The organism is Streptomyces guryensis, assembly GCF_021261325.1.
GTDB classification, from domain to species: domain Bacteria; phylum Actinomycetota; class Actinomycetes; order Streptomycetales; family Streptomycetaceae; genus Streptomyces; species Streptomyces guryensis.
Genome location: NZ_JAJSBI010000005.1, coordinates 345099 through 368523, shown reverse-complemented (window position 1 = coordinate 368523; position 23425 = coordinate 345099). Strand labels below are relative to the sequence as shown.

Genomic DNA, 23425 nt, shown 5'->3' with positions numbered 1-23425 from the left:
TGCGGCGCCGTCCCCGCTACAGCTGGACGGCGCCGTCCGCCGCGCAGGCCTGCGCGGCCAGCCCCTCGGTGTCCGGCTCCGGCTGGAGCATTCGAGCGACGATCTCGGCCGTGGCCCGGTGCCAGTCGGCGCTGCGGCGCAGCATCGCATGGTCCGCGCCGCGGACCAGCACCAGGCCGGCCCGGGCCCCGGCCTTCCGGGCCCTGCGCACGTAGTCGGCCGACTCGGCGGGCCGCGTCACGCGGTCGCGGTCGCCGTGCAGGACCACCAGCCGCACACCGTCGAGGTGGCGGGCGGAATCCTCGGGCGGACACCACGGTGCCAGCGCCAGCACGCCGCACACCAGCGGATGCGACGCGGCCCGCAGGGCGGCCCTGGCTCCCATCGAGTGCCCTACGAGGACGGTGGGCACCGTTCCCGCCAGCCGCTGGAGTTCGTCCAGCGCCCGCAGCGCGTCGTGGGCGGGATCGGCGTCGTTCCAGCCCTGGTACCGGTAGTGGACCTGCCCGAGCAGGACATCCGGGGGTGAGGCCGCAGCGGCCGCCCGCAGGACCGGGAGCATCCGGAGCGCGGCCGGCTGCCAGGGGTGCGCCGTCCGGTGGCTCAGCTCGTGACCGCCGTGCAGCGTCACGATCGCCGCGGCCACGCCTTCGGGCGGCGCGTGCCGCACGATCAGCGCCGACTCGTTGCCCTGCACTGCCCCACGGTTCCTCACCTGTACGGCACCTCTCCACTCCGGACGCCATCATCCTCCCCCACAGCTCCGAGGCGGCTCCGCGGAGGGGGCGCACGCAGTAGATCAATGAGCCCTGTACACGCCTCCACGCAGGTGGGGAAAATACGACATCTCGCCGCTCCAGTGGCCGAGACACCGTGCACCTCAGCTCCCACTAGTCGAGAAAGCAGGTCGGCTCCCGTGCTGCTACGTCTGCCCGAGTCCGTGTCCGAAGCGCAGCAGTGCCTCGCCGAGGGAGCCGTACCCGTCGGCGGGGCGACGCTGATCTGGGCCGGCTGGCAACGCGACGGGTTCCCCGAGCAGGCCGTGTCGCTGCGCAGCCTGCCGGAGGCCAATGTCATCGGGGGCGGGGCGCTGGGCGCGGCCGTGGTGCTGAACACCGTCGACGACCGGGTGCCCGAGGTGCTGCGCCATGCGGCCGCCGCGGTGGGGACGGGAGCCGTGCGCCGGACGGCCACCGTGGGCGGCAACCTCGTCGGTAGCACGCTGCGCTGCCTGCTGCCGGCCGCGCTGGTACTGAACGCCTGGGCGACGGTGCTGGACCGGGACCGGGTCTACGAGGCCGACCTCGCCGAAGTCCTGGCCAAGCACCACGTCCTGCTCAGCCTGCACTGGCGTGAACCGCTCGCCAGCAGCTACCGCAAGCTGCCCGGCGAGGCGGGCGGGCAGCCGCCGTTGGTGGTCGCCGCCGCGGTGCACGCCCGTGACGGAGGACTCCACCGCCTGTACGTCGCCGTACGCGACGGCTACGACGTGCTCACGGCCGATGTCTCCTGTGACGCCGGGAGCGAGGAGGCGGCCGTCGCGCTGACCGACACCGCGCTCGGCTCCCTCCCCTCCGTGGCGTGGGAGACCGTACGGGAACACGTCACCCAGCTGCTGGCTCGCCCCGTCAGTCGGTGAGGCCCTTCGTGTCCAGCACCTCGGCCGCCTTGTTCCCGATACTCCCGCCCCCGCCGGCAGACACGTCATCGCGACCGTCTCCGCAGTCACCAGGTTCCGCATGGATCCCCCCTGTTCAGTCCGTGATCATCCGGGAGAGCCCACCAACCGCTCTGCGACCTCCCAGAGTTCATGTTCGCGCCGAGGGTGGTACGACTCCTCCGACGACCGGGCAACCCGCGCGTGGTCGACGTAGGAACCGGTCGGTGCGGAGATCGCACCGAGGGCGAGGTCGGCGAGGTGGCGGCCCGCGGTGGTGCGGCTGGTGGCGAGGGGAGTGAGGCTGAGCGCCGGCAGGATGCGGCGCACGGCGAAGCGGGAGAAGGGGCCGGCGTCGCGGGCCAGGTCCGTGCCGGGGACGAAGCCGGGGTTGTAGGCGATGACGTCGATGCCGGCCGGAAGGCGGCGGGCGTACTCGTGGACCAGGTGGATGGCGGCCAGCTTGCTCGTCGAGTAGGCAGTGCGGCCGGCGGTCGTGGTGTCCGGGTCCGGGAAGGCGCAAGGGCGGGCGAGGGCGTCCGGAGCGTCCCAGACGGGGCCGGGGACCATGCCGAGGTTGTGTCTGAAGTCGCCGAAGTGGGTGTCGCTGACGGTGATCACGATGCGGGCGGGGCGAGCGAAGCAGCCTTGCAGGAGGCGCAGGAACAGGTGGTTGGCGAGCACGTTGACCGCGAAGGTGGCCTCGAATCCGTCGGGGGTCTCGGTGCGCGCGTTCGTGTACTGCACGCCCGCGTTGGCCACGAAGCCGTGCAGCGGCGGCAGGTCACCGTGGTCGAGGCGGGTGCGGATCTCGACGGCCGCCGTCCGGACGCTGTCGAGTGAGGCGAGGTCCGCCGTGACGGAGGAGACCGAGCGTCCGCCGATGCCGAGTACACCGGTCAGGGGGGAGCGGGCGACGAGGAGGAGGTGGGTGTCCGGTGACTCGCGCAGGATGCGCTCGGCGGCAGCGCGGCCGATACCGCGGCCTGCTCCCGTCATCACGATCGTGGCGGGCATGGATGACTCCTTCGCTGGTCGGGCGGCAAGCGCTGTCAGCCAGGCTCGCCGCCACGACCACCGTCAGCCAGTGCCGTCCGCGTCACTAGGACCGGCAGTACCCAGGCTGTTGCCGCCGCGGACGAAGACAATGGGACGCATGACTGCCTCCCGCTCCGATTTCGGCCCGCTGCTGCACGGCTGGCGCGATCGCCTCTCCCCCGCCGACGCCGGTTTCACCGCGACTGGCGGGCGGCGCGCTCCGGGGCTGCGTCGCGAGGAGCTGGCGCAGCTGGCCGGACTGTCGGTGGACTACGTACTGCGGCTGGAACAGGGACGCGCGACAAGCCCCTCGGCGCAGGTCGTCGGTGCCCTGGCCCGGGCGCTGCGGCTCTCGCGGGCCGAACGCGATCTGCTGTACCGGAGCGCGGGGCTGCTGCCGCCGCGGGACGCCACGATCGACACCCGTGTGCCGGCGGGTGTCCAGCGTCTGACCGCGCGGCTGGCCGACGTTCCCATCGGGGTTTTCGCCGCCGACTGGAGCCTGGTGTGGTGGAACGCCATGTGGTGTGCCCTGCACGGCGATCCCGCCGCGGTGCCGCCCGTCGAACGGAACCTCGCCCGCGCCGTGTTCGGTACCGGAGCGGCCCACGAGGCGATGCGGCCCGTTCACTCCGAGCGCGGCGCCGACAGCTTCGCCGCGTCGATCGTCGGCGATCTCAAGCACGCCCTCTCGCGCTACCCGGCCGACCTTCAGCTCTCCCGCCTCGTACAGGAGTTGAAGGAGACTTCCGTCGTCTTCGCCGGTCTCTGGGAGACGGCGGCGACCGCCGAGCACACCACCGACCGCAAGACCGTGCGGCATCCGGAGATCGGCGACATCGTCCTCGACTGCGACGTGCTCGTCGTCCCGGGCGCGGACCTTCGCATGGTCACCTACACCGCGGAAGCCGGCAGTGACGACGCGGGCCGACTGGATCTGCTGCGCGTCACGGGCGGGAAGGCCGCCTCCACGCTCTCCTGATGCCTCACTCCGCCGTCTTGCGGGCCAGCGCGTTGTTGTCTATCGAGTTGTGCACGCTGAAGCTCACGGCGTCCGAACGGTAGCGGTCGTCCGACCACTCCACCGGGCGCCCCTCGCGGGTGGTCGTGACGCGGCGGACGCGCAGCAGGGGGCTGGTACGGCGGATACCGAGGAGTTCGGCGTCCTGCGCACTCGCCGCGACCGCGTCGATGACGTGCTCGCCGTAGGCGAAGACCAGGCCTGTGCTGTCGAACAGCAGTTGGGTCACGGACGGGGCGTACGGGTCGATCGCCTCGACGGCGGGTGAGATCCAGTCGGCGTACACGGTGCGCTCGACGAGGACCGGTTCGCCGTCCAGCCCGCGGACCCGCAGGACATGCAACACCCGTGCCCCTTCGCGGAGTTGGAGACGGGCGGCGTCCTGCGCCGTGGCGGGCAGGTACTCCTGGGCCACGACCTGACCGGTGGCCTCGCGGCCCATGGCGCGGGCCCACTGGGCGAAGCTGCGCAGTTCGGCGAAGCTCTGGCTGCGGCGGCTGGCCAGGACGACCCGGCGGGCACCCTGGCGGGAGCCGATCAGGCCCTCGGCGGTCAGCGCGGCGACGGCCTGGCGGACGGTGCCGCGCGAGACGCCGTAGTGGGCGGCGAGTTCCGTCTCGGCGGGCAGCCTGCTGCCGACCGTGTACTCCTCACGGTCGATCGCCCGCCGCAGCTCGTCGGCGATCTCCTCGTGTCGTGTCGCCACCGTTTCCCTCCGAGTCAGCTGCTGTGCACAGCGTGACCAGCCTAATCGAGACCGGCAGGTGATCGCGCTCGCCCCGAACTGTGCAGGGAATGTGAGGTCACAATTTCGCCACTGTTTACCAAGAGGTCACCACAGGCGGCCTTACTGAGGCCAACTTGTTCAGACAAGTTCTCAGCCCTGTGCGTCCTTGTGCGTCCTCCCCTGCGCCCCCTTCTGGAGTCACCGTGTCCCAGCCGAGAACAGCCGCCCTGGCCGGCTCCCTCGCCGTCGTAGCCGCGCTCGCCCTGAGCGCCTGCGGCGCCGCTCCCGACAACGCGTCGACCACCGCCGACGGCAAGAACGCCGCCACCGCCACCTCGGCCGCCGACTTCGGCGGCCTCGACGCCCTGGCGAAGGCCGCGAAGAAGGAGGGCACGCTGCACGCGATCGCGCTGCCCCGCGACTGGGCCAACTACGGCGCCCTGATCGACGGCTTCACGAAGAAGTACGGCATCAAGATCACGGTGGAGAACCCGGACGGCACCAGCCAGGACGAGATCAACGCCGTGACCTCCCGCAAGGGCCAGGACCGCGCCCCGGACGTCCTCGACCTCGGCAGCTCCTTCGCGCTCAGCGCCGCCCAGCAGGGCCTGCTCGCGCCGTACAAGGTGGCCTCGTACGCAGAGCTCCCCGCCGGACAGAAGGACCCGCAGGCGCGCTGGTACAACGACTACGGCGGCTACATCTCCATCGGCTGCGACGCGAAGCGCGTCAAGACCTGCCCCACCACCTTCGCCGATCTGCTCAAGCCGCAGTACAAGGGGCAGGTCGCCCTCAACGGCAACCCCACCAAGTCCGGTTCCGCCTTCGGCGGGGTGTACGCGGCCGCGCTCGCGAACGGCGGCTCGTTCGACAGCATCCAGCCCGGCCTGGACTTCTTCGCCAAGCTGAAGAAGAACGGCAACTACACGCCCGTCGAGTCGACTCCGGCGACCGTCGAGAAGGGTGAGACGCCGATCAGTATCGACTGGGACTACCTGAACGCCGGTTACGCGGACGAGTTCAAGTCCAAGGGCGTCGACTGGAAGGTGGCGGTGCCGACCGACGGCCAGTTCTCGCAGTTCTACTCGCAGGCCATCAACAAGGACGCCCCGCACCCGGCGGCCGCCCGGCTGTGGCAGGAGTACCTGTACAGCACCGAGGGCCAGAACCTGTGGCTCAAGGGGTACGCCCGCCCGGCCCTGATGGTGGCGATGGAGAAGGCCGGCACACTCGACAAGACGGCCGCGGCCAAGCTGCCGAAGGTCTCCGGTACGCCGTCCTTCCCGACGGAGGCCCAGCAGAGCAAGGCCAAGACGGTCATCGCGCAGGGCTGGGCGAAGGCCGTCTCCGGATGACGGCCACCCTCACGGGCGTGGACGTGGCGCCGCCGGTCACTTCGGTGAAGCGGCGGCGCCGGGTCCCCGGCTGGCTCGCCGTCGCCCCGCTGCTCGTGTTCGTCGCGGTCGCCTTCGGGGTGCCCTCGATCGCCATGCTGAACGGCGCCTTCAGCGTCAAGGACCAGGCCACGGGTGCCAGTTCGTACAGCACCGAGAACCTCACGGCCTCGCTGCAGGGCGCTTATCTGACCGCCCTGCTCGGCAGCATCAAACTGTCCGCCGTCTCCGCCGGTATCGGAACGGTCCTCGGGCTGCCGCTCGCGCAGGTCGTGGTCACCTCCCGGTTCCGGGCGCTGCGCGAGGCCGTGCTCACCGCGTCCGGGGTGCTCGCCAACTTCGGCGGTGTCCCACTGGCTTTCGCGTTCGTCGCCACCCTGGGCAACGCCGGCGTACTCACCAAGCACCTCCACCTCGCCGACCACGGCTGGGACCTCTACAGCTTCTGGGGCCTGGTGATCGTCTACCTGTACTTCCTGATCCCGCTGATGGTCCTCACCATCACCCCCGCCCTGGAGGGTCTGCGCTCCCAGTGGCGCGAGGCGGCGCAGAACAACGGGGCAACCGCCGTGCAGTACTGGCGGCACGTCGCCCTGCCGGTGCTCCTGCCGTCGCTGCTGGGAGGGTTCGTGCTCCTCTTCGGCAGCGCGTTCGCCGCCTACGCCACCGCCGCTGCCATGGTGGGCAGTTCGGTCCCGCTGGTCACCCTGCAGATCGCCGACGCCATCTCCGGCAACGTACTGGTCGGCCAGGAGAACGTGGCACTCGCCCTCAGCCTCGACATGGTCCTGGTCGCGGGCCTGGTCATGGCCGTGTACCTGCCCCTGCAACGACGGAGCGCGCGATGGCTCGACGCCTGAACCTGTGGCGGTGGGTCGTCCTCGGCCTCGCCGCCCTGTACTTCCTCGTCCCGCTCGCCGCATCCGTGATCTTCACGATCGACGTGCCGGGACAGGGCGTCACCTTCGACGCCTACAGCCAGATCGTCTCCACCGACGGCTTCGGCTCCAGCCTGCAGCTCTCGCTGGAGCTGGCGGCCGCCACCATCGCGATCGTCCTGCTGCTCATGGTCCCTGCCATGGTCGCGCTCAGGCTGGGTGCGCCCCGGCTGCGGCCGGCCGTCGAGGTGGTGTGCTCGCTGCCGCTGGTCGTGCCGCCGATCGCGTTCGTCGCCGGCATCGCCACCGTGCTGAAGTGGGGCCCCGAATACCTCTCGCGCACCCCGCTGTTCGAGACGTTCGTGGCCGTGCAGAACCAGAACTTCCCGTTCGTGCTCGTCCTCGCGTACGTCGTGATGGCGTTGCCGTTCGTGTACCGGGCGCTGGACTCGGGGCTGCGCGCCATCGACGTACGCACCCTCGTGGAAGCCGCCCGCAGCTGCGGGGCCGCCTGGCCGCAGGCGCTGGTACAGGCCGTGCTGCCCAATCTCCGCGGGGCCCTGCTGAACGCCTCGTTCCTCACGCTCGCGCTGGTGCTCGGCGAGTTCACCGTGGCCCAGCTGCTCGGCTTCCAGCCGTTCGCCGTGTGGATCTACAGCGTCGGCGGCTCCCAGGCCCAACTGTCCGTCGCCGTGTCCGTGCTCAGCCTGCTCGTCACATGGGCCCTGCTGCTCGCGCTCGCCGGTGTCGGCGGGCGGACCCGTACCGCTTCGTCCCGGGGATGAACCATGACCGCCACCACTCTTGAGAAGACCACGCTCGACAAGGCCGCTACCGTCGAATTCCGGGGGCTGCGCCGCGAGTTCGGGGCGACCGTCGCCCTGGACGGCCTCGACCTGACCGTGCAGCCGGGAGAGTTCCTGGCGCTGCTGGGCCCGTCCGGCTGCGGCAAGACCACCGCGCTGCGCATGCTCGCCGGGTTCGAACATCCCGACTCCGGTGCGGTGCTGGTCGACGGCGAGGAGGTCACCCATGTGCCGGCGCACCGCCGGGACGCCGGCATGGTCTTCCAGTCGTACAGCCTCTTTCCGCATCTGAGCGCCCTCGACAACGTCGCCTTCGGGCTGCGGATGCGCAAGGTGCGTACCGCCGAACGCCGTTCCCGCGCTGCCGAGTTGCTGGAGCTGGTCGGTCTCGCCGACAAAGGCGACCGGTTTCCGCACCAGCTCTCCGGCGGCCAGCAGCAGCGCATCGCGCTGGCCCGCGCGCTCGCGCTGCGGCCCCGCGTCCTGCTGCTGGACGAGCCGCTGTCCGCCCTCGACGCCAAGGTGCGGCTCACGCTGCGCGAGGAGATCCGGCGGCTGCAGCAGGAACTCGGCATCACCACCCTGTTCGTGACACATGACCAGGAGGAGGCCCTGTCGGTGGCGGACCGGGTCGCCGTGATGCGGGCCGGGCGGCTCGAACAGTGCGCCGAACCGGCCGAGTTGTACGGGCGTCCGGCAACCGCCTTCGTCGCCGAGTTCGTCGGCACCATGAGCCGGATCCCCGGGCGGCTGTCAGGGACGACCGTGGACGTCCTCGGCCTGCGGCTGCCCGCCGAAGGGACCCTCCCCACGGCGACGGAGGTCGACGTGCTGGTACGGCCCGAGGCCGTGCACGTCACCGCGGACTCCACCGGTGACGCACGGGTGATCGCCACCGCGTTCCTCGGCGCGGCCACCCGTATCACCGTGCGCCTGGCCGACGGCACCGAGGTCAAGGCCGACCTGCCCACCCACGAGTCCGCCACGCTGGGAGCCGGAGCCACCGCACGGGTGTCGCTGCCCGAGCGTCCGGTGCTGATCGCCGAACGGACGGCGTGAGACACCGGGCACCGCCCGCAGTAAACCCCGTGAAGCCCGGATATCCCCCCACACACGAAAGCAGAGACCGTGACCCAGCCCCCGCTCCAGGCCGTCCTGTTCGACATGGACGGCACGCTCGTCGACACCGAGCGGCTGTGGTGGGAGGCGGTGCAGGAGGTCGCCACGGGCCTCGGCCGGCCACTGACCGACGCCGACCAGCCGGAGGTGCTCGGCAGGCCGGTCGAGCACACCGCGGCCTGGCTGGGCCGGCTCACCGGCACACCGGATCTCGCCGGCCGGCTGCACTCCGAGTTCAGCGACCGCGTGCGCACCGGCATCGTGCCGCGTCCCGGCGCGCTCGGCCTCCTCGACGCCCTCGCCCGCGACGGCGTACCGACCGCACTGGTCACGGCCTCGCCGCGCGCGGTGGCCGACAGCGTCCTGGCCGTGCTCGGCGCCGACCGCTTCCTGGTCTCCGTCACCGCGGACGACACCGAGCAGACCAAGCCCGCCCCCGACCCCTACCTCGCCGCCTGCCGCGCCCTCGGCGTCGACCCGGCCCGCTGTGTGGCCGTCGAGGACACCGCCACGGGGGTCAGCTCCGCGGAGGCCGCGGGGTGCGCCGTACTGGCGGTGCCGTCGCTGGCGCCGATCGGGGCGGCTCCCGGGCGGACGGTCGTGGCGAGTCTGGAAGAGGTCACCCCGGACCGGCTGCGAGCCCTGGTGGTCCCTCGCCTGCGCGTGCTGAGCTGGAATCTCTGGTTCGGCGGCGCGAAGGTCGACGACCACCGCGCCAAGCAGCTCAAGGTCATCCTGGACACCGAGGCCGATGTCGTGGGCCTCCAGGAGACGGCCGGTACGGCGGCCCGGGAACTCGCCGACGCACTGGGTTGGCACCACCACCAGGCCGGCGAGAACCTCGGCATCATCAGCCGTCATCCCATCACGGCCCGCCTCGGCGACCCCGGTGTCGGCTTCTACGGAGCGGCCGGCGCCCGTATCCGCATCGGCCGCGCACACGAGGTGGACGTGTGGACGGCTCATCTCCACTACACGCCGTACGGTCCCTACGAAGCGGCCTTCGACGGGCTCGGGCCGGCCGGGCTGATCGCCCACGAAGAGGTACGGCTGGCCCAGATGCGGGAGACCCTGCGGCGGATCGCGGAGTCGGCGGAGGGGACGACACCCGTGATCCTGACCGGTGACTTCAACAGTCCCTCCCATCTGGACTGGCCCGACGTGGCCTGGCCGGTGACCAGGGCGGCCGAGGATGCCGGACTGCGCGACTCCTACCGGGAGGCCCACCCGGACCCGGACCGCTCACCGGGCCACACCTGGTCTCCGGTCCACCTCCACAACGAGGACGACATCACCCGCCCCGAACCGCAGGACCGCATCGACTACGTGCTCCACAACGGTCACGGCCTCGAAGTCGTCGACTCCCGCACCGTCGTCACCGGCGTCCCGCGCGCGTGGCCGGACGTCGCGGGCAACGACTGGCCGTCGGACCACGCGGCGGTCCTCACCACGTTCGCCCTGAACCACGAGGAGTGACACGACGAGGCTCGGCCGGAGGCGTTGCTCCGTCCGAGTGGTGTATCCCTCCCCGCGGTCGTAGCGTCGGAACGAGTCGTGGCGTCAGAACGTCATAGCGTCGGTAGGAGACGGCAGCGGAGAGCGGACATGCGCAGGCACACATTGAGTACGGCGGTCACGCTCTGCTTCGCCGCCTCGCTCGCGGCGGCCGCGAGCGCGCCCTCCGAAGCCCGGCCGGCGTCCCCGCCGGCCTCTCAGACCGCACGGCAGCAGGCCAGGGTGCCCGTGCTCGTCGACTGCTTCTTCCACCCGGAAGTCCGGCCCACCGACTTCGTGCTCGCCTGCGGTGACGGCAACAGCCGCCTGACGTCGCTGCATTGGTCCCGATGGGGGCAGGCCTCGGCGAAGGCCGTGGGCGTCAACATCGTCAACGACTGCAAGCCTTACTGCGCGGCGGGCAGGTTCCACTCGTACCCCGTCGTGGTCCGGCTCGACCGGGCGCAGCCCTGGAAGAAGCGCCCGCACCTGCAGCACTACAGCCGGATGACCCTCGAATACCCCGCCGGCCGACCGGACACGTTCCCGCCCACGGTGACGTATCCCCTGTGGAACTGAGGTCAGTGCCGGTCGTCCGCCTCCACGGGCGGCCGACCGTGCGGGTTCTCCCCCGCGGTGAGGTGTTCCAGGACCTCCACCAGTTCCTGGCAGGCCTGTTCCACCGACCGTCTGGTGTTCAGCTGCTCGGTGATCACGGCTGACAGGAGCAGGGCGGTCAGCGCCATCGCGCCGTTGAATGCCTGGAGTTTGATCATCACCTCCACGCCGGTCAGCCGGGCGAAGGGCCCGACCCGGTCCGTCGCCGCGATGGTGGCCATGACGGAGACGAAGAGGGCGCACAGCATGCTGCCCGCGAGCTGGAAGCGCAGGGCCGCCCAGATCAGGAGCGGGTAGACCAGGAACAGAAGGCTCACCGAGCTGCGGGCGGCGAAGGGGACGAGAGCGCAGGCGACGAGGGCCAGGCCCACCGCCTCCTTCCACCGCAGCGCGCGGCGACGGCGGTGTGCGCCGTACAGCACCAGCAGGACCGGAGTGACGATCAGGACGCCCATCGCATCTCCCGCCCACCACGCCGACCAGACGAGCCAGAAGCCGTCCGTGGCGAGTTTGCCGGTCAGGACCAGCAGACCTGCGCCCGCGGTCGCGCTGATCAGCGTGGCGGTCAGCGCGGCGAGGAACACCAGCGCGAAGCCGTCCCGCAACCGGGCGAGGTCGGTGCGGAAACCGACCTTGCGAAGCAGGTAGTACGCGCAGACCGGGGCGGCGGTGTTGCCCACGAGGGTGCCGATCACGGCGGGCTGGACCGAACTGATGGACATGACGACGAGCAGTGCGCCGAGGGCGATGCCGGGCCATATCCGCAGGCCGAAGAGGAGCAGACAGGCCACCGCGACGCCGGTGGGCGGCCAGATGGGGGTGACGACGGCGCCCCCGACGACGAGCTGCCGCAGGAGTCCCAGCCGCCCGGCGGCGAAGTAGCAGGCGGCGACGGCCAGCGTCTGGAGGGTGCAGACGGCCGGTCGGCGCAGTTCCTGGATGCCCACCACGGCTGCCATCAGACATCGGTACCGCACGGTCGGCGAGGCGAAAGGCGCCGGGTACGGCCCTATGGCTGAATGCCGGGACCGTCGTGGGTGACGACCAGGACGGCCGCGTCGTCCTCGTGGCCGACCCGCTCGGCGATCTTCATCACGCCCGCGGCGAGGGCGTCGGCCTCCATTCCGGCCACCGCGGCGACGCCCGCGAGCCGCACGACCTGGTCGAGGCCCTCGTCGACGCTCAGCGAGGGCCCTTCCACCACTCCGTCCGTGACCAGGACGAAGACGCCGCCCGTGGTGAGCCGGTAGCGGGTGACCGGGTACCGCATGCCCGCCTCGATGCCGAGGGGTGGGCCGCCCTCGTCCTCGGCGATGCCGGACTGTCCGTCCGCCGTGGCCCAGATGTGGGGGATGTGGCCGGCCCGTGCGCTCTCCAGGACGCCGGTGGAGGGGTCGAGACGCAGGAAGGTGCAGGTGGCGAAGAGGTCGCTGCCGAGCGACAGGAGCAGGTCGTTGGTCCGGGTGAGCAGTTCGCCGGGCTCGCTGGTGACGGAGGCGAGAGCGCGCAGCCCGGCCCGGACCTGCCCCATGAAGGCGGTCGCCTCGATGTTGTGGCCCTGGACGTCGCCGATGGACAGGCCGATGCGGCCGTCGGGAAGGGTGAAGGCGTCGTACCAGTCGCCGCCGACGTTGAGGCCCTGGCAGGCCGGTGCGTAGCGGACGGCCAGGTGGTAGCGGCAGGCCGCGGGCAGGTCCCGGGGCAGCATGCCGCGCTGCAGGGCGAGGGCCAGCTCCACCCGGGAGCGCTGCAGCTCCGCGAGTTCGCGTGCCTGGGCGGTCAGCGACCCGAGTCTGGCAAGCAATTCGTCGCCGTCCTCTGTCGGACGCTCGAGGGACATTGATCACTCCGGCGGGACCGTGGGCCATGGCCCCTTCGGGGCAAATCCACAGATTATGCGTTTAGGTGGATGTGCGCGACACGGCGGTCGGTGAAGTCCGCTCCGCGGCCCCACCGGGCCGCCCTGCCACGGTCCGGCCGCCCTGTCGCGTGGTGTCCGGATCAGCCGCCGAGGGCCGTCATGACCACGTCCTTGGCCTCCTCCTGCACCTGGCGCAGATGGCCGGGGCCACGGAACGACTCGGCGTAGATCTTGTACACGTCCTCGGTGCCCGAGGGGCGGGCCGCGAACCAGGCGTTCTCGGTGCTCACCTTGATGCCGCCGATGGAGGCACCGTTGCCCGGGGCCTCGGTGAGCACTCCGGTGACGGCTTCCCCGGCCAGGGTGTCGGCGGTGACCTGCGCGGGCGACAGCTTGGCGAGCAGCGCCTTCTCCTCGCGGGTCGCCGGGGCGTCGATGCGCGCGTAGGCGGGCTCGCCGAAGCGGGCGGTGAGAGCGGCGTAGTGCTCCGACGGTGTCTTCCCGGTGACGGCGATGATCTCGGAGGCGAGCAGCGCCAGGATGATGCCGTCCTTGTCGGTGGTCCACACCGAGCCGTCCCGGCGCAGGAAGGACGCCCCGGCCGATTCCTCCCCGCCGAAGCCGATCGAGCCGCCGACCAGCCCGTCCACGAACCACTTGAACCCGACCGGCACCTCGACCAGACGGCGTCCCAGGTCGGCGGCGACCCGGTCGATCATGCCGGACGACACCAGGGTCTTGCCGACGCCGGCGTCGCCGGGCCACTCCGTGCGGTGCGCGTAGAGGTAGGCGATGGCGGCGGCCAGGTAGTGGTTGGGGTTCATCAGACCGGAGTCGGGGGTGACGATGCCGTGCCGGTCGGCATCCGCGTCGTTGCCCGTGGCGACCTGGAAGCGGTCGCGCTGTCCGATGAGCGAGGCCATCGCGTACGGCGAGGAGCAGTCCATACGGATCTTGCCGTCCCAGTCGAGCGTCATGAAACGCCAGGTGGGGTCGGCAAGGGGGTTGACCACGGTGAGGTCGAGGCGGTGCTGCTCGGCGATACGGCCCCAGTAGGCGACCGAGGCCCCGCCGAGCGGGTCGGCGCCTATGCGGACGCCCGCGGCACGGATGGCGTCCAGGTCCAGCACGTTCGGCAGGTCGGCGACGTAGGCCCCGAGGAAGTCGTGGCGTCGGGTCGTCTCCGCCGCGAGCGCCCGGGCGTACGGGATGCGCCGTACGTCCTTCAGCCCGCTCGCGATGATGAAGTTGGCCCGGTCCTGGATCCAGGAGGTCGCCTCGGAGCCGGCGGGGCCGCCGCTGGGCGGGTTGTACTTGAAGCCCCCGTCGGCGGGCGGGTTGTGGGAAGGGGTGACCACCACGCCGTCGGCGAGGCCGGAGGTGCGGCCCCGGTTGTGGGTGAGGATGGCGTGCGAGACGGCGGGGGTGGGCGTGTAGCCGTCCGCGCTGTCGATGAGCACGGTCACCTCGTTGGCCGCGAACACCTCGAGGGCGGTCACCCGCGCGGGCTCGGACAGGGCGTGGGTGTCGGCGCCGAGGAAGAGCGGGCCGTCGGTGCCCTGTTCGGCGCGGTACTCGCAGATCGCCTGGCTGGTCGCGGCGATGTGGTCGTCGTTGAACGCGGTCGCCAGGGACGACCCGCGGTGTCCTGACGTGCCGAACGCCACCCGTTGCCCCGGGTCGGCCGGGTCCGGGTGCAGCGCGTAGTACGCGGTGACCAGCCGGGCGACGTCGACGAGGTCCTCGGGGCGTGCCGGGCTGCCCGCTCGCTCGTGCTGCATGTGCCCGCTCCTCCACATCGGTTGACCAAAACGCTTGCCGCCCCATCTTCCCTCGTCATGGCGGCGGCGAGCGAGAGCGGGTCAGTGCTTGGAACGTGTGAGCAGCGCGCAGACGAAGTTCTCCTGAACGGCGCGCAGTCGGTTGAGCAGCTGCGGGGTCTGGGACTTGTTGATCTGCGTGGTGACGGAGAAGGTCAGGGAGCGGCGGCCGTCGGGGGTGGCGGCGATGAGCTGGGTGTAGCCGGGGGTGTTGCCGGTGTGCCCGAGGACGACACCGCAGCGCGTCGCGTAGCGGAAGATGGCGAGGCCCTCCGTGTTCCGTCCGGGGCCCGCCGGTTCGGACGCGCCGGCGATCCAGCGCCGTTGCTCACGCACGACGTTCTTCCCGTAGAGCGCGCCGCCCGCGTAGCCGCGGATGAAGCGGGTCATGTCGGCGGGTGTCGAGATGATGCCTCCCGACGCCCAGGAGCCTGAGGCGCCGACGAGTTCGCTGACGTCCTCCGGGGGCGGCGGCCCGGCCACGTCGTAACCGTGCAGATAGGGATCGGGGATCATGTAGCCCTGGGGAAGGGTCGTGTCGTGCAGGCCCAACGGCCGGTAGACCAGCATCCGCAGCAGCAGCTCGTACCGGGTTCCGGTCGCCGCCTCCGCCATCAGGGCGACGGCGATGTTGTCGGAGTTGGAGTAGCGGTACTGGCTGCCCGGTCGGAAGTTGAGGGGCTGGTCGGCGACGAAGTCGAGCAGGTGGCGGGAGTCGAAGTGGTGGTGCGGGTCGGCCTGGAGGATGGCCCGGAACTCGGCGTCCGCGCTGAAGTCCGGCAGCCCGCTGGTGTGGTTGAGCAGCTGCCGGAGCGTGACGCGGTGCCAGGCCTTGGGCAGTTGCGGCAGCCGTTCGCCGAGCGTCTCGTTGAGGCGCAGGGCGTGCCGGTCGACCAGGGACAGGGCCACGGCTCCGCTGAAGGCCTTCGCCGTGCTGGCGATGCGCATGTGGTCGTAGGGCTGCGGGCGACGGCCCGTGGCGAGGTTCGCGACACCGGCCCTGACGATGCGGGTGCGGCCGTCGGTGCGCAGCACGGCGATGACGCCGGGGGGTCCGCCGGGGGCGTGGACGAGCTGCTCGGCCTGCTGCTGCAGGTCGCTGTCGCGCCCCGCGGGAACGGCGGCGGTGCTCGCGGGAGCCTGGCAGAGCGCTGCCAGGCAGACCGCGGCGGCACAGGCCGCCCGCAGGCGGGACCGAAGCGGGAAGGGACGGGCCGGAGCGGAGCGAAGGGGCATCAGGTCTCCCGAGGCGGGCCGTAGTTGCAGGCCAAGCCTGCCCCCGCGCCCGAGGTGCGGCTCTTCCGGCTGCTGCATACGGCCCAACGGCTCACCCGTCGGCCGGCACCACGTTCGTCACCTTGCCCTGGGGGGTGGCCAGCACATAGCCGGTCGCGTAGTCGTCGCTGAGGTAGACCGCCATGCCGGCAGGGGTGTTGCTGAGCCTGCTCGGCGCCTGCAGGAGCAGATAGCGGCTCATGGGCTTGTCGACGTTGAGTTTCTGCTCGGCGAGGGTGAGCAGTGCGGGCAGCAGGTCCCACCTGTAGTTCTTCAGGCTCACCGGTTCCGTGCCCATCAGGGTGCCGTTCAGCGGGCCCTTCTCCACTCCGCGACCGGGGTGGTACGTGTAGCTGTCGTAGCGGGTCCGGCTGCCGGGAACCATGGCCTTGACCGACACGTACTCGGGGTAGACGGCGAGATCGCCGAAGGTGTCCCTGCCGGTCTTGTCCTCGATGGCCTTGAGCGCCATCCGGATGCCGTCGGGGGTGAGCATGCCGGTGGCGAGTCTGGTCGCGGGGCTGGGCAGCGGCGTGTCTGCCCGTGGTGTGGAGGCGGGGGTGCTGTGCTGCCCGCCGGTCGTCGTGGACGCCGACGCCTTGTTGCCGTTGCCGTCCGGCCAGGCCACCCAGGTGATCCCGCCCACCAGCACGGCACCGGCCGCGACGGACGCAAGCGCGGCCCGGCGCACCCGCACCTGACGGTCGAGGCTGGGCACGACGGTGTCGGAGGGGGTCGGTATCGGCGCCGGGACGGCGTTCCGCGCAGGTGCCAGGGGGTACGAGGTGGCCGTGGGTTCGTCACCGGCCTGCTCCGCGGCGGCCAGCATTCGGTCGGTCGTCTCCGCGTCCGGCCGTGCCCCGGGATCACGGACCAGCACCGCGGCGAGGAGGGGCGCCAGCGCCCCGCCCTGCCTCGGCGGAGGTACGTCCTCGTGCAGTACGGCGGCCAGCGTGGCCAGGGTCGTTCCGCGCCGTAGCGGGTGGTGGCCCTCGACGGCCACGTACAGCATCATCGCGAGCGACCACAGGTCCGCCGCGGGCCCGCCGTCGCCGCCCGTCACGCGCTCCGGGGCCATGTAGTCGGCGGTGCCTATGATCGATCCGGTGGCGGTCAGCGCGGTGGAGTCGCGGATCGCGGCGATCCCGCAGTCGGTGAGGACGGGCCTGCCGTCGGTGCGCAGCAGCACGTTGGCGGGCTTCACGTCGCGGTGCTGGACGCCCGCGGCGTGCGCGGCGCGCAGGGCGTCGAGCACGCCGCGGCCGAGGCGTGCGGCTTCGGCCGGCGTCATCGGTGCGCGGGCCAGGCGGTCGGCGAGGGAACCGCCCTCGACCAGTTCCATGACGATCCACGGGTAGGTGCCCTCGCCGCCGTCGACGATGTGATGGATCGTCACGACGTTCGGATGCTGTACCCGGGCCAGGGCGCGCCCCTCGCGCAGGACCCGCTCGCGGAGCATCCGCGCGGAGTCCGGGTCGTACTCGGCGAGGTCCGGGTCGGCGGGCCGGACCTCCTTGACGGCCACGCTGCGGTGCAGCAGCAGGTCGCGGGCGCGCCACACCGTACCCATCCCGCCGCCACCGACCCGGGACTCCAGCTCGAAGCGGCCGTCGACAACCCGTCTGTCGGTGTCCCCGTCGTTCATGGCGAGGAGCATAAGGTACGCGAAATCCGCCACCGCACCCCGGCGGGCTCAGCTCAGTCGGCGGCTCCGACCAGCGCACGGACCTCGAACTCGTCGTATGCGTCGGGGATTTCGGGCCGGCTCAGGACGGTGCCGAGCCAGCCGAGGAGGAAGCCGGCCGGGATCGAGACGATGCCGGGGTTCTGCAGCGGGAACCAGGCGAAGTCGGCGTCCGGGTAGAGCGAGGCCGGGGTGGAGGAGACGACGGGTGAGAACACGACGAGGAGTACGGAGGACAGCAGGCCGCCGCAGAGGCTGAGCAGGGCGCCCGTCGCGGTGAAGCGCCGCCAGAACAGGGTGTAGACGAGGGTGGGCAGCAGGGCGGAGGCGGCGATCGCGAAGGCGAGGAAGGCCAGGGTGGCGGTGTTGGCGCCCCAGGACACGAGGGCGAGGAGCATGGCGAGGACGCCCATGACGGCTGCGGCGAGCCGGGCGACCAGGAGTTCCTCGGTCTGTTCGGCCCGGCCCTTGCGGATGACCTCGCCGTAGAGGTCGTGGGCGGCGGAGGAGGCCGCGGCGAGGGTGAGTCCGGCGGCCACCGCGAGGAGCGTGACGAAGGCCAGACAGGACAGGAGGGCCGTGAGGACGCCGCCGCCGAGTGCGTGCGCGAGCAGCAGCACGGCCGCGTCGCCCTTGTAGTCCATGCGTGCGATCGTGTCCCGGCCCACGACGGCGGTGGCGCCCAGGCCGAGGACGCCGGCCGCCAGACAGACGAGGCCCACCAGGCCCATCGCCCACACGACCGAGCTGCGCAGCACGTTGGTGGAGCGGGGGGCGAGCAGCCGCATCATGACGTGCGGCAGAGCCGCGAGGCCCAGCACGATGGCCAGTTGGAGGCTGAGGAAGTCGAGTTTGCTGGTGGTGCTGGCGCCGTAGCGAAGTCCGGGCTCCAGGAAGCGTGTTCCCATGCCGCTGTTGTCGGCGGCCGCCGTCAGCAGGGCGTCGATGTTCCAGTGGTAGTGGTGGAGCACCATCACGGCGGTGACGGTGACGCCGGAGATGAGCATCACTGCCTTGACGATCTGGATGAACGTGGCTCCGGGCATGCCGCCGAGCGCCGCGTACACCACGACGATCGTGCCGATGACGACCACGCACAGGGTGCGGGTGGCCGCGCTGGGTTCGCCGGTGAACTGGGTCAACAGGGCGACACTGCCGACGAGTTGGGCCACGAGGTAGAGGGTGGTGACGGCCAGGGTGCACAGGGACAGGGCGAGCCGGACCGGGCGCTGCCGGGCCGGCATGCGCAGGGCAATGGTGTCGCCGAGGGTGAACCTGCCCGCGTTGCGCAGGGGTTCGGCGATCAGCAGCAGGACCATCATCCAGGCCACCGCGGTGCCTCCGAGGTAGAGGAGCCCGTCGTATCCGGTGAGGGCGACCAGGCCGGTGCTGCCCAGGAGGGTGGCGGCGGAAAGGTAGTCGCCGCACATCGCCAGCCCGTTGCGCAGGGGCGACATGGTGCGGTTGCCGAGGTAGAACTCGCCGATCTCGTCGCGCTGCGGAGCGGTCAGCAGCGCGGTGAACAGGGTGACGACGACCACGGAGAGGAAGAGCAGGAACGTCAGCTGCAGGCTGAAGCGGTCCACGACGACGGCCGCGGTCGTCACCATGTGCGGTACCCCTCGCTGCGCCGGGGGGCGGGTGACCGGGCAGGACGGCGCGACTGTTCGGGCTGCGGCCGGCGGGCCCGGGCCTGGGTGCGGAAGCCGCGGACGATGGGGTCGACGTGTGTGCGCGTGTGCACGATGTGGCGTCGCGCGATCAGGGCCATCACCACGAACTGACCGAGCCCGAGGGCCAGTCCGAGGGTGAGGTGACCGTGCAGTGAAGTGTTCATGAGCTCGGGCGCGAAACTCGACAACAGGACGTACAGCAGGAACCCGCCGACGCCGACTGCCGTCATCCGTACCCCGGATCGCCGGTGCGCACGGCGCAGCAGCTGGAATTCAGGGCTGTCGGATATCTCTCGTCGTTTCGCCTGCTCGATATTCACGCGGGCACACCTTCTCCACTTCTCGGTGCCGCACACGCGCCGGGAAAGAATGCCGGAGCAGACCACCGTGCGGACTTTGTGGGGGGTTCGTGAATCCGGAATGGTCGCTTTGCGAATCCCTTCGGGCTCGCCGCTGGGTGGGGGCGGGACCGGAAGCCGGAGTATTGCAGCGCGCCCATTGAAGTATCAACCGCACGGCGGGGTGAATTTCCCACGCTGACTCATTCACGCGCCCGATCCCGGGTTCATGCGCACCGCACTGCCCACGAAAGGCAGGGGGCGCGAGAATAGTCCGTACCTTTTCTGCGGGAAGACTGTCTCAAATGCAGTGCGCATGGACGGCACAAGGCCCGGGCGAGGCGCCCGGGCCTTGTGCCGTTGCCGGTGGGAGTCAGATGACCGGTGTCATCCGAACATGCCGGGCTGGTAGTCGCCGGCCGGCTGCTGAACGATGACGTTGAAGCGGTTGTACATGTTGATCACCGCGATGGTCGCGACCAGGGCGGCGAGCTGGTCCTCGTCGAAGTGCTTGGCCGCGTTCGCCCAGGCCTCGTCCGTGACGCCGCCGGCCGCGTCGGCGATGCGGGTGCCCTGCTCCGCCAGCTCCAGGGCGGCGCGCTCGGCGTCGGTGAACACCTTGGCCTCCCGCCAGGCCGCGACCAGATGGAGACGCTGTGGGTCCTCCCCCGCGGCGAGAGCGTCCTTGACGTGCATGTCGGTGCACATGCCGCACCCGTTGATCTGGCTGGCGCGGAGCTTCACCAGCTCCTGCGTCGCGAGGGGCAGCGGCGAGTCCGAGACGACCTTGCCCGCCGAGTTGAGGTGCCGGAAGAGCTTGCCCGCGACGGGGTTCTCGAAGAGGTTGAGACGAGCTTCCATGGTGTGCTCCTGTGCCGTTGTCGGTGGTTACACCTCTTTGACGGCACGGCCCGGCAGCTTGTGACACACCTGATTGTGACCTGCGTCTCGTCGCCTCGCCCCGGTTCGGGGTCAGTCGAGCAGTCCCGCGGCGAGCGTCGCACCCAGCTCCCAGCAGGCATCGACGTCCGATTTCGCGGGCTCCCCGGTGACGGTGACGGGCTTGGCCGTGCGGCGCCAGCCCAGGCCGGTCGTGATCGCCTCGATCCCGCGCACCGCGCCCGTGACGTCGCTCCCGCCGTGCACGAAGTAGCTGAAGGACCTGCCCTGCGTGGCGTCCAGGCACGGGTAGTAGATCTGGTCGAAGAAATGCTTGAGGGCTCCGGACATGTAGCCGATGTTGGCCGGGGTGCCGAGCAGGTATGCGTCGGCGGCCAGTACGTCGTACGCCGTGGCCGCCAGCGCAGCCCGCCGCACGACATCGACGCCCTCGATCTCGGGCGCGGTGGCACCTGAGAGGACGGCTTCCAGCATCGTCTGGCAGTTGGGCGAGGGCGTGTGATGCACGATCAGCAGGGTGGGCACATCACGCACCCTAGTTCAGAGCCGACACGGCCCCCTTCGCGAGCGGCACGGCTCGCCCCGCGACCGCTCAGCACAGCACCCGCAGCGCTCCCGGCAGGACCCTGGCCGTGACGGGCAGGACGGCCTCGACCTCTCCGTCGGCGCCGTAGGGCACGTCGCGGTCGGCGGAGATGGTGATCTCCCGGCCGCGCAGGATGCGCACCTGTGGCCGGTCGACGTGGGCGCCCGTCTTGAGTTCGTTCATCATCGCGAAGAAGAGCCGCCGGGGTGCCTCGCTGATCATCACCACGTCCAGCAGGCCGTCGTCCACGCGGGCGTCGGGGGCGATGAGGCGGCCGGAGCCGTAGTAGCCGGAGTTGGCGGCCACCACCGTGTAGCCGGTGTGCCGGTGCTCCTCACCGTCGACGGTGACCCGGTAGTGCGCCGGGCGCCAGGTGGTGACGGCCCGGAGTCCGCCGGCGTAGTAGGAGGCCGCTCCCCGCAGGAGTTTCGCGTGGTTGGCGTGGCGGTTGGCGAGGGCGTCGACGCCCGCGTACACACTGCCGAGGACCACGGTGCGGTCATGGACGGCCGATTCGACCTCGATGGTGTCCACGGCGCGCGGTCCGTGGCGGAGCAGAACCTCTGCCAACTCCGCAGGTTCCGTGGGGAGTTCGAGTGCCCGGGCGAAGTCGTTGCCGCGCCCGGCCGGGACCAGGCCGACTACGGCTCCGGTGCCGCTGAGGGCGCCGCCGATGCCGCCGGCGATACCGTCCCCGCCGACGGCGAGCACCACCCGGCCCTGGCCGCCCGCCTGCCGGGCGAGTTCCCGGGCGTGGGCGAGGCTGCGGCTGTACTCCGTCTGCAGCTCGGCGCCCGCCTCCCGCAGCAGCCGGGCCACGGCGAGAAGCGCGGCGGCGCCGGCGGATCCGCCCGCGGTGGGGTTGACGACGGCGGTGAACTGTCGCATCGGGGTGCCTCCGAGGGCGGACGGGTCGGTACTGCGGAACAGGGAGTGGCGGTCAGTCGTCGAGGGGCAGCAGGACCCCGGGGTTGAGGAGTCCGTCCGGGTCCAGTCGCCGCTTCACGGCGCGCAGGGCCTCGACCGCGAGGGGGCCGGCCTCGCGGACGTACCAGTCGCGATGGTCCGTGCCGACGCCGTGGTGGTGGGTGATGGTGCCGCCGGCGGCGAGGATTGCCTCGTTGGCGGCGTGCTTGGCGCGGGTCCAGTGCGCGACGGGGTCCTCGCCCTGGGCGCAGACCACGGTGAAGTACAGCGAGGCACCGTTCTCGTAGACGTGCGAGATATGGCACATGACCAGGGGCGGGGTGCCCTGCTCGGTGAGTGTGCCGGTGAGCGCGTCGCGTACGGCCGAGTACAGCTCGGGGACGCGGGACCAGAAGGTCGCCGTCTCCAGCGTCTCGGCGAAGGCGCCCGCGTCGAGCAGGGCGTCGCGCAGATAAGGGGCCGAGTAACGGCCGTGGGCCCAGCGCTCGCCCGGCTCCTCGCCGAGCGGTGTGCCGCCGCACTCGCGCAGGACGACCGCGGCGCGCTCCTGACGGTACGAGACGTCCTCCACCGTGCCCTCGTAGCCCGCGATCGCCGTGCATCCGGCGGCCGTCGGGGCGTCGGAAGCCCCGATCGCGTCCGGCTGGGCGAGGCCGATCAGGGTCTCCGTCTCGTCGGACAGGCGCAGCACGGTCGGGCGCGGCCCGTCCTGGGCGAGCCGGCGCAGTGCGGCCGCCCCTTCCTCGAAGGAGGCGAAGCGCCAGCCTTCGTAGAGGCGGGTCTGCGGGACCGGACGGACGCGGACCGTCACGGACGTGATCACGCCGAACGCCCCCTCCGAGCCGAGGACGAGCTGGCGCAGGTCGGGCCCGGCGGCGGAGCGCGGGGCGCGGCCCGTGTCGACGGTGCCCTCGGGGGTGGCGAGGGTGAGCCCGAGGACCATCTCGTCGAAGCGGCCGTAGCCGGCGGACGCCTGGCCGCTGGAGCGGGTTGCGGCGAAACCGCCGATGGTGGCCCACTCGTAGGACTGCGGGAAGTGGCCGAGCGTGAAGCCGTGATCGGCCAGCAGCGCCTCCGCCTGCGGGGCGCGCAGGCCGGGTTGCAGGGTGGCGGTGCGGGAGACCGGGTCGAGGGCGAGCAGGCCGTCCATGCGTCGCAGATCCAGCGCTACGAACGTGCCCCGCCCCGGGGCGAGTCCGCCGACGACGGAGGTGCCGCCGCCGAACGGGACGAGCGCCAGGCCGTGTTCGGCACACGCGCGCAGCACGGCGAACACCTCGTCGTGGCCGGCCGGGAGCAGCACCGCCGCCGGGGTGTCGGCGACGTCGCCCTCCCGGATGCGCAGCAGATCGGGGGTGGACTTGCCACGGGTGTGCCGGATGCGGGTTTCCGCGTCGGTGCGCACGTACTCCTCGCCGCCCACGGCCGCCACCAGGGCCTGGTGTACGGCGGGCTCCAACTGCCCTTCCGGAACGGCGATGTCCGTCAGACCGACCGGCTCGGCGCCGCGCGGCTTGACACCGAGCAGATCGCGCAACAGCCCGATCACCGTGCCGGGCAGCGGCGTCGCCCTGGCCGGGTCGCCCCAGCCGCTCCACAGCATGTCCAT

Annotated in this window: 22 protein-coding genes; 8 read left to right on the top strand and 14 right to left on the bottom strand. The window is 71.4% G+C overall.

Going from position 1 to position 23425, the window contains the following annotated elements; translation table 11 throughout:
* Positions 1-16: 16 nt before the first annotated feature.
* The gene (locus tag LJ657_RS13525) at positions 17-697 is read right to left on the bottom strand and encodes a dienelactone hydrolase family protein (RefSeq protein WP_232648801.1); all 681 of its coding nucleotides are present in this window, start codon (positions 695-697) and stop codon (positions 17-19) included.
* A gap of 219 nt (positions 698-916) precedes the next feature.
* Here LJ657_RS13525 and LJ657_RS13520 point away from each other — a divergent pair, with 219 nt between their 5' ends.
* A complete protein-coding gene (locus LJ657_RS13520) occupies positions 917-1639 on the top strand; it encodes an FAD binding domain-containing protein (RefSeq protein ID WP_232648800.1) in 723 nt (240 codons plus the stop codon).
* Between the two features lie 126 nt (positions 1640-1765).
* On the opposite strand, the gene LJ657_RS13515 is transcribed toward LJ657_RS13520, so the two are convergent.
* Positions 1766-2674 carry an SDR family NAD(P)-dependent oxidoreductase gene (locus LJ657_RS13515; protein ID WP_232648799.1) on the bottom strand — a complete coding sequence of 303 codons (909 nt, stop codon included), beginning with the start codon at positions 2672-2674 and terminating at the stop codon, positions 1766-1768.
* A 139-nt stretch (positions 2675-2813) separates the two neighbouring features.
* Between LJ657_RS13515 and LJ657_RS13510 the strand changes: the two genes are divergently transcribed.
* Positions 2814-3677: a helix-turn-helix transcriptional regulator gene (locus LJ657_RS13510; protein WP_232648798.1), complete on the top strand. Its 864-nt coding sequence runs from the start codon at positions 2814-2816 to the stop codon at positions 3675-3677.
* A 4-nt stretch (positions 3678-3681) separates the two neighbouring features.
* Here LJ657_RS13510 and LJ657_RS13505 read toward each other — a convergent pair whose 3' ends face one another.
* Positions 3682-4422 (bottom strand): GntR family transcriptional regulator, encoded by a 741-nt coding sequence (locus LJ657_RS13505; RefSeq protein ID WP_232648797.1) that lies wholly within the window; start codon positions 4420-4422, stop codon positions 3682-3684.
* Between the two features lie 224 nt (positions 4423-4646).
* Between LJ657_RS13505 and LJ657_RS13500 the strand changes: the two genes are divergently transcribed.
* The 6 genes from LJ657_RS13500 (at position 4647) to LJ657_RS13475 (ending at position 10713) form a co-directional block, all read left to right on the top strand.
* Positions 4647-5798, top strand: a complete 1152-nt coding sequence (locus LJ657_RS13500) for an ABC transporter substrate-binding protein (RefSeq protein ID WP_232648796.1) — start codon at positions 4647-4649, stop codon at positions 5796-5798.
* Positions 5795-6697, top strand: a complete 903-nt coding sequence (locus LJ657_RS13495) for an ABC transporter permease (RefSeq protein WP_232648795.1) — start codon at positions 5795-5797, stop codon at positions 6695-6697. The genes LJ657_RS13500 and LJ657_RS13495 overlap by 4 nt, the downstream gene beginning before the upstream one ends.
* Positions 6682-7500 carry an ABC transporter permease gene (locus LJ657_RS13490; protein ID WP_232648794.1) on the top strand — a complete coding sequence of 273 codons (819 nt, stop codon included), beginning with the start codon at positions 6682-6684 and terminating at the stop codon, positions 7498-7500. The genes LJ657_RS13495 and LJ657_RS13490 overlap by 16 nt, the downstream gene beginning before the upstream one ends.
* A 3-nt stretch (positions 7501-7503) precedes the next feature.
* Positions 7504-8580, top strand: a complete 1077-nt coding sequence (locus LJ657_RS13485) for an ABC transporter ATP-binding protein (protein WP_232648793.1) — start codon at positions 7504-7506, stop codon at positions 8578-8580.
* Positions 8581-8649: 69 nt separating this feature from the next.
* On the top strand, positions 8650-10116 hold the full coding sequence (locus LJ657_RS13480; protein WP_232648792.1) for an HAD-IA family hydrolase: 1467 nt from the start codon (positions 8650-8652) through the stop codon (positions 10114-10116).
* 129 nt (positions 10117-10245) lie between these two features.
* Positions 10246-10713, top strand: a complete 468-nt coding sequence (locus tag LJ657_RS13475) for a hypothetical protein (RefSeq protein WP_232648791.1) — start codon at positions 10246-10248, stop codon at positions 10711-10713.
* A 2-nt stretch (positions 10714-10715) separates the two neighbouring features.
* Here the strand turns inward: LJ657_RS13475 and LJ657_RS13470 are convergent, their stop codons facing one another.
* The 11 genes from LJ657_RS13470 to LJ657_RS13420 all read right to left on the bottom strand — a co-directional run bounded on the left by LJ657_RS13470 (position 10716) and on the right by LJ657_RS13420 (position 23425).
* Complete coding sequence (locus tag LJ657_RS13470; RefSeq protein ID WP_232648790.1) at positions 10716-11711, bottom strand: MASE1 domain-containing protein; 996 nt, start codon at positions 11709-11711, stop codon at positions 10716-10718.
* A gap of 50 nt (positions 11712-11761) precedes the next feature.
* A complete protein-coding gene (locus tag LJ657_RS13465) occupies positions 11762-12592 on the bottom strand; it encodes a PP2C family protein-serine/threonine phosphatase (RefSeq protein WP_232648789.1) in 831 nt (276 codons plus the stop codon).
* Between the two features lie 161 nt (positions 12593-12753).
* Positions 12754-14394, bottom strand: a complete 1641-nt coding sequence (gene pgm, locus LJ657_RS13460) for a phosphoglucomutase (alpha-D-glucose-1,6-bisphosphate-dependent) (protein ID WP_232648788.1) — start codon at positions 14392-14394, stop codon at positions 12754-12756.
* Positions 14395-14475: 81 nt separating this feature from the next.
* Positions 14476-15669 (bottom strand): serine hydrolase domain-containing protein, encoded by a 1194-nt coding sequence (locus LJ657_RS13455; RefSeq protein WP_232648787.1) that lies wholly within the window; start codon positions 15667-15669, stop codon positions 14476-14478.
* Between the two features lie 91 nt (positions 15670-15760).
* Complete coding sequence (locus LJ657_RS13450) at positions 15761-17353, bottom strand: serine/threonine-protein kinase (RefSeq protein WP_232648786.1); 1593 nt, start codon at positions 17351-17353, stop codon at positions 15761-15763.
* A 53-nt stretch (positions 17354-17406) separates the two neighbouring features.
* Positions 17407-19002 carry a solute symporter family protein gene (locus LJ657_RS13445; protein ID WP_232648785.1) on the bottom strand — a complete coding sequence of 532 codons (1596 nt, stop codon included), beginning with the start codon at positions 19000-19002 and terminating at the stop codon, positions 17407-17409.
* A complete protein-coding gene (locus LJ657_RS13440) occupies positions 18996-19385 on the bottom strand; it encodes a DUF485 domain-containing protein (RefSeq protein WP_232648784.1) in 390 nt (129 codons plus the stop codon). Before LJ657_RS13440 ends, LJ657_RS13445 begins: the two co-directional genes overlap by 7 nt.
* 405 nt (positions 19386-19790) lie before the next feature.
* On the bottom strand, positions 19791-20264 hold the full coding sequence (locus tag LJ657_RS13435; protein WP_232648783.1) for a carboxymuconolactone decarboxylase family protein: 474 nt from the start codon (positions 20262-20264) through the stop codon (positions 19791-19793).
* 111 nt (positions 20265-20375) lie between these two features.
* The gene (locus LJ657_RS13430; protein ID WP_232648782.1) at positions 20376-20828 is read right to left on the bottom strand and encodes a flavodoxin family protein; all 453 of its coding nucleotides are present in this window, start codon (positions 20826-20828) and stop codon (positions 20376-20378) included.
* 67 nt (positions 20829-20895) lie between these two features.
* Positions 20896-21777 carry a YegS/Rv2252/BmrU family lipid kinase gene (locus LJ657_RS13425; RefSeq protein WP_232648781.1) on the bottom strand — a complete coding sequence of 294 codons (882 nt, stop codon included), beginning with the start codon at positions 21775-21777 and terminating at the stop codon, positions 20896-20898.
* Positions 21778-21829: 52 nt separating this feature from the next.
* On the bottom strand, positions 21830-23425 hold the full coding sequence (locus tag LJ657_RS13420) for an FAD-binding oxidoreductase (protein ID WP_232648884.1): 1596 nt from the start codon (positions 23423-23425) through the stop codon (positions 21830-21832).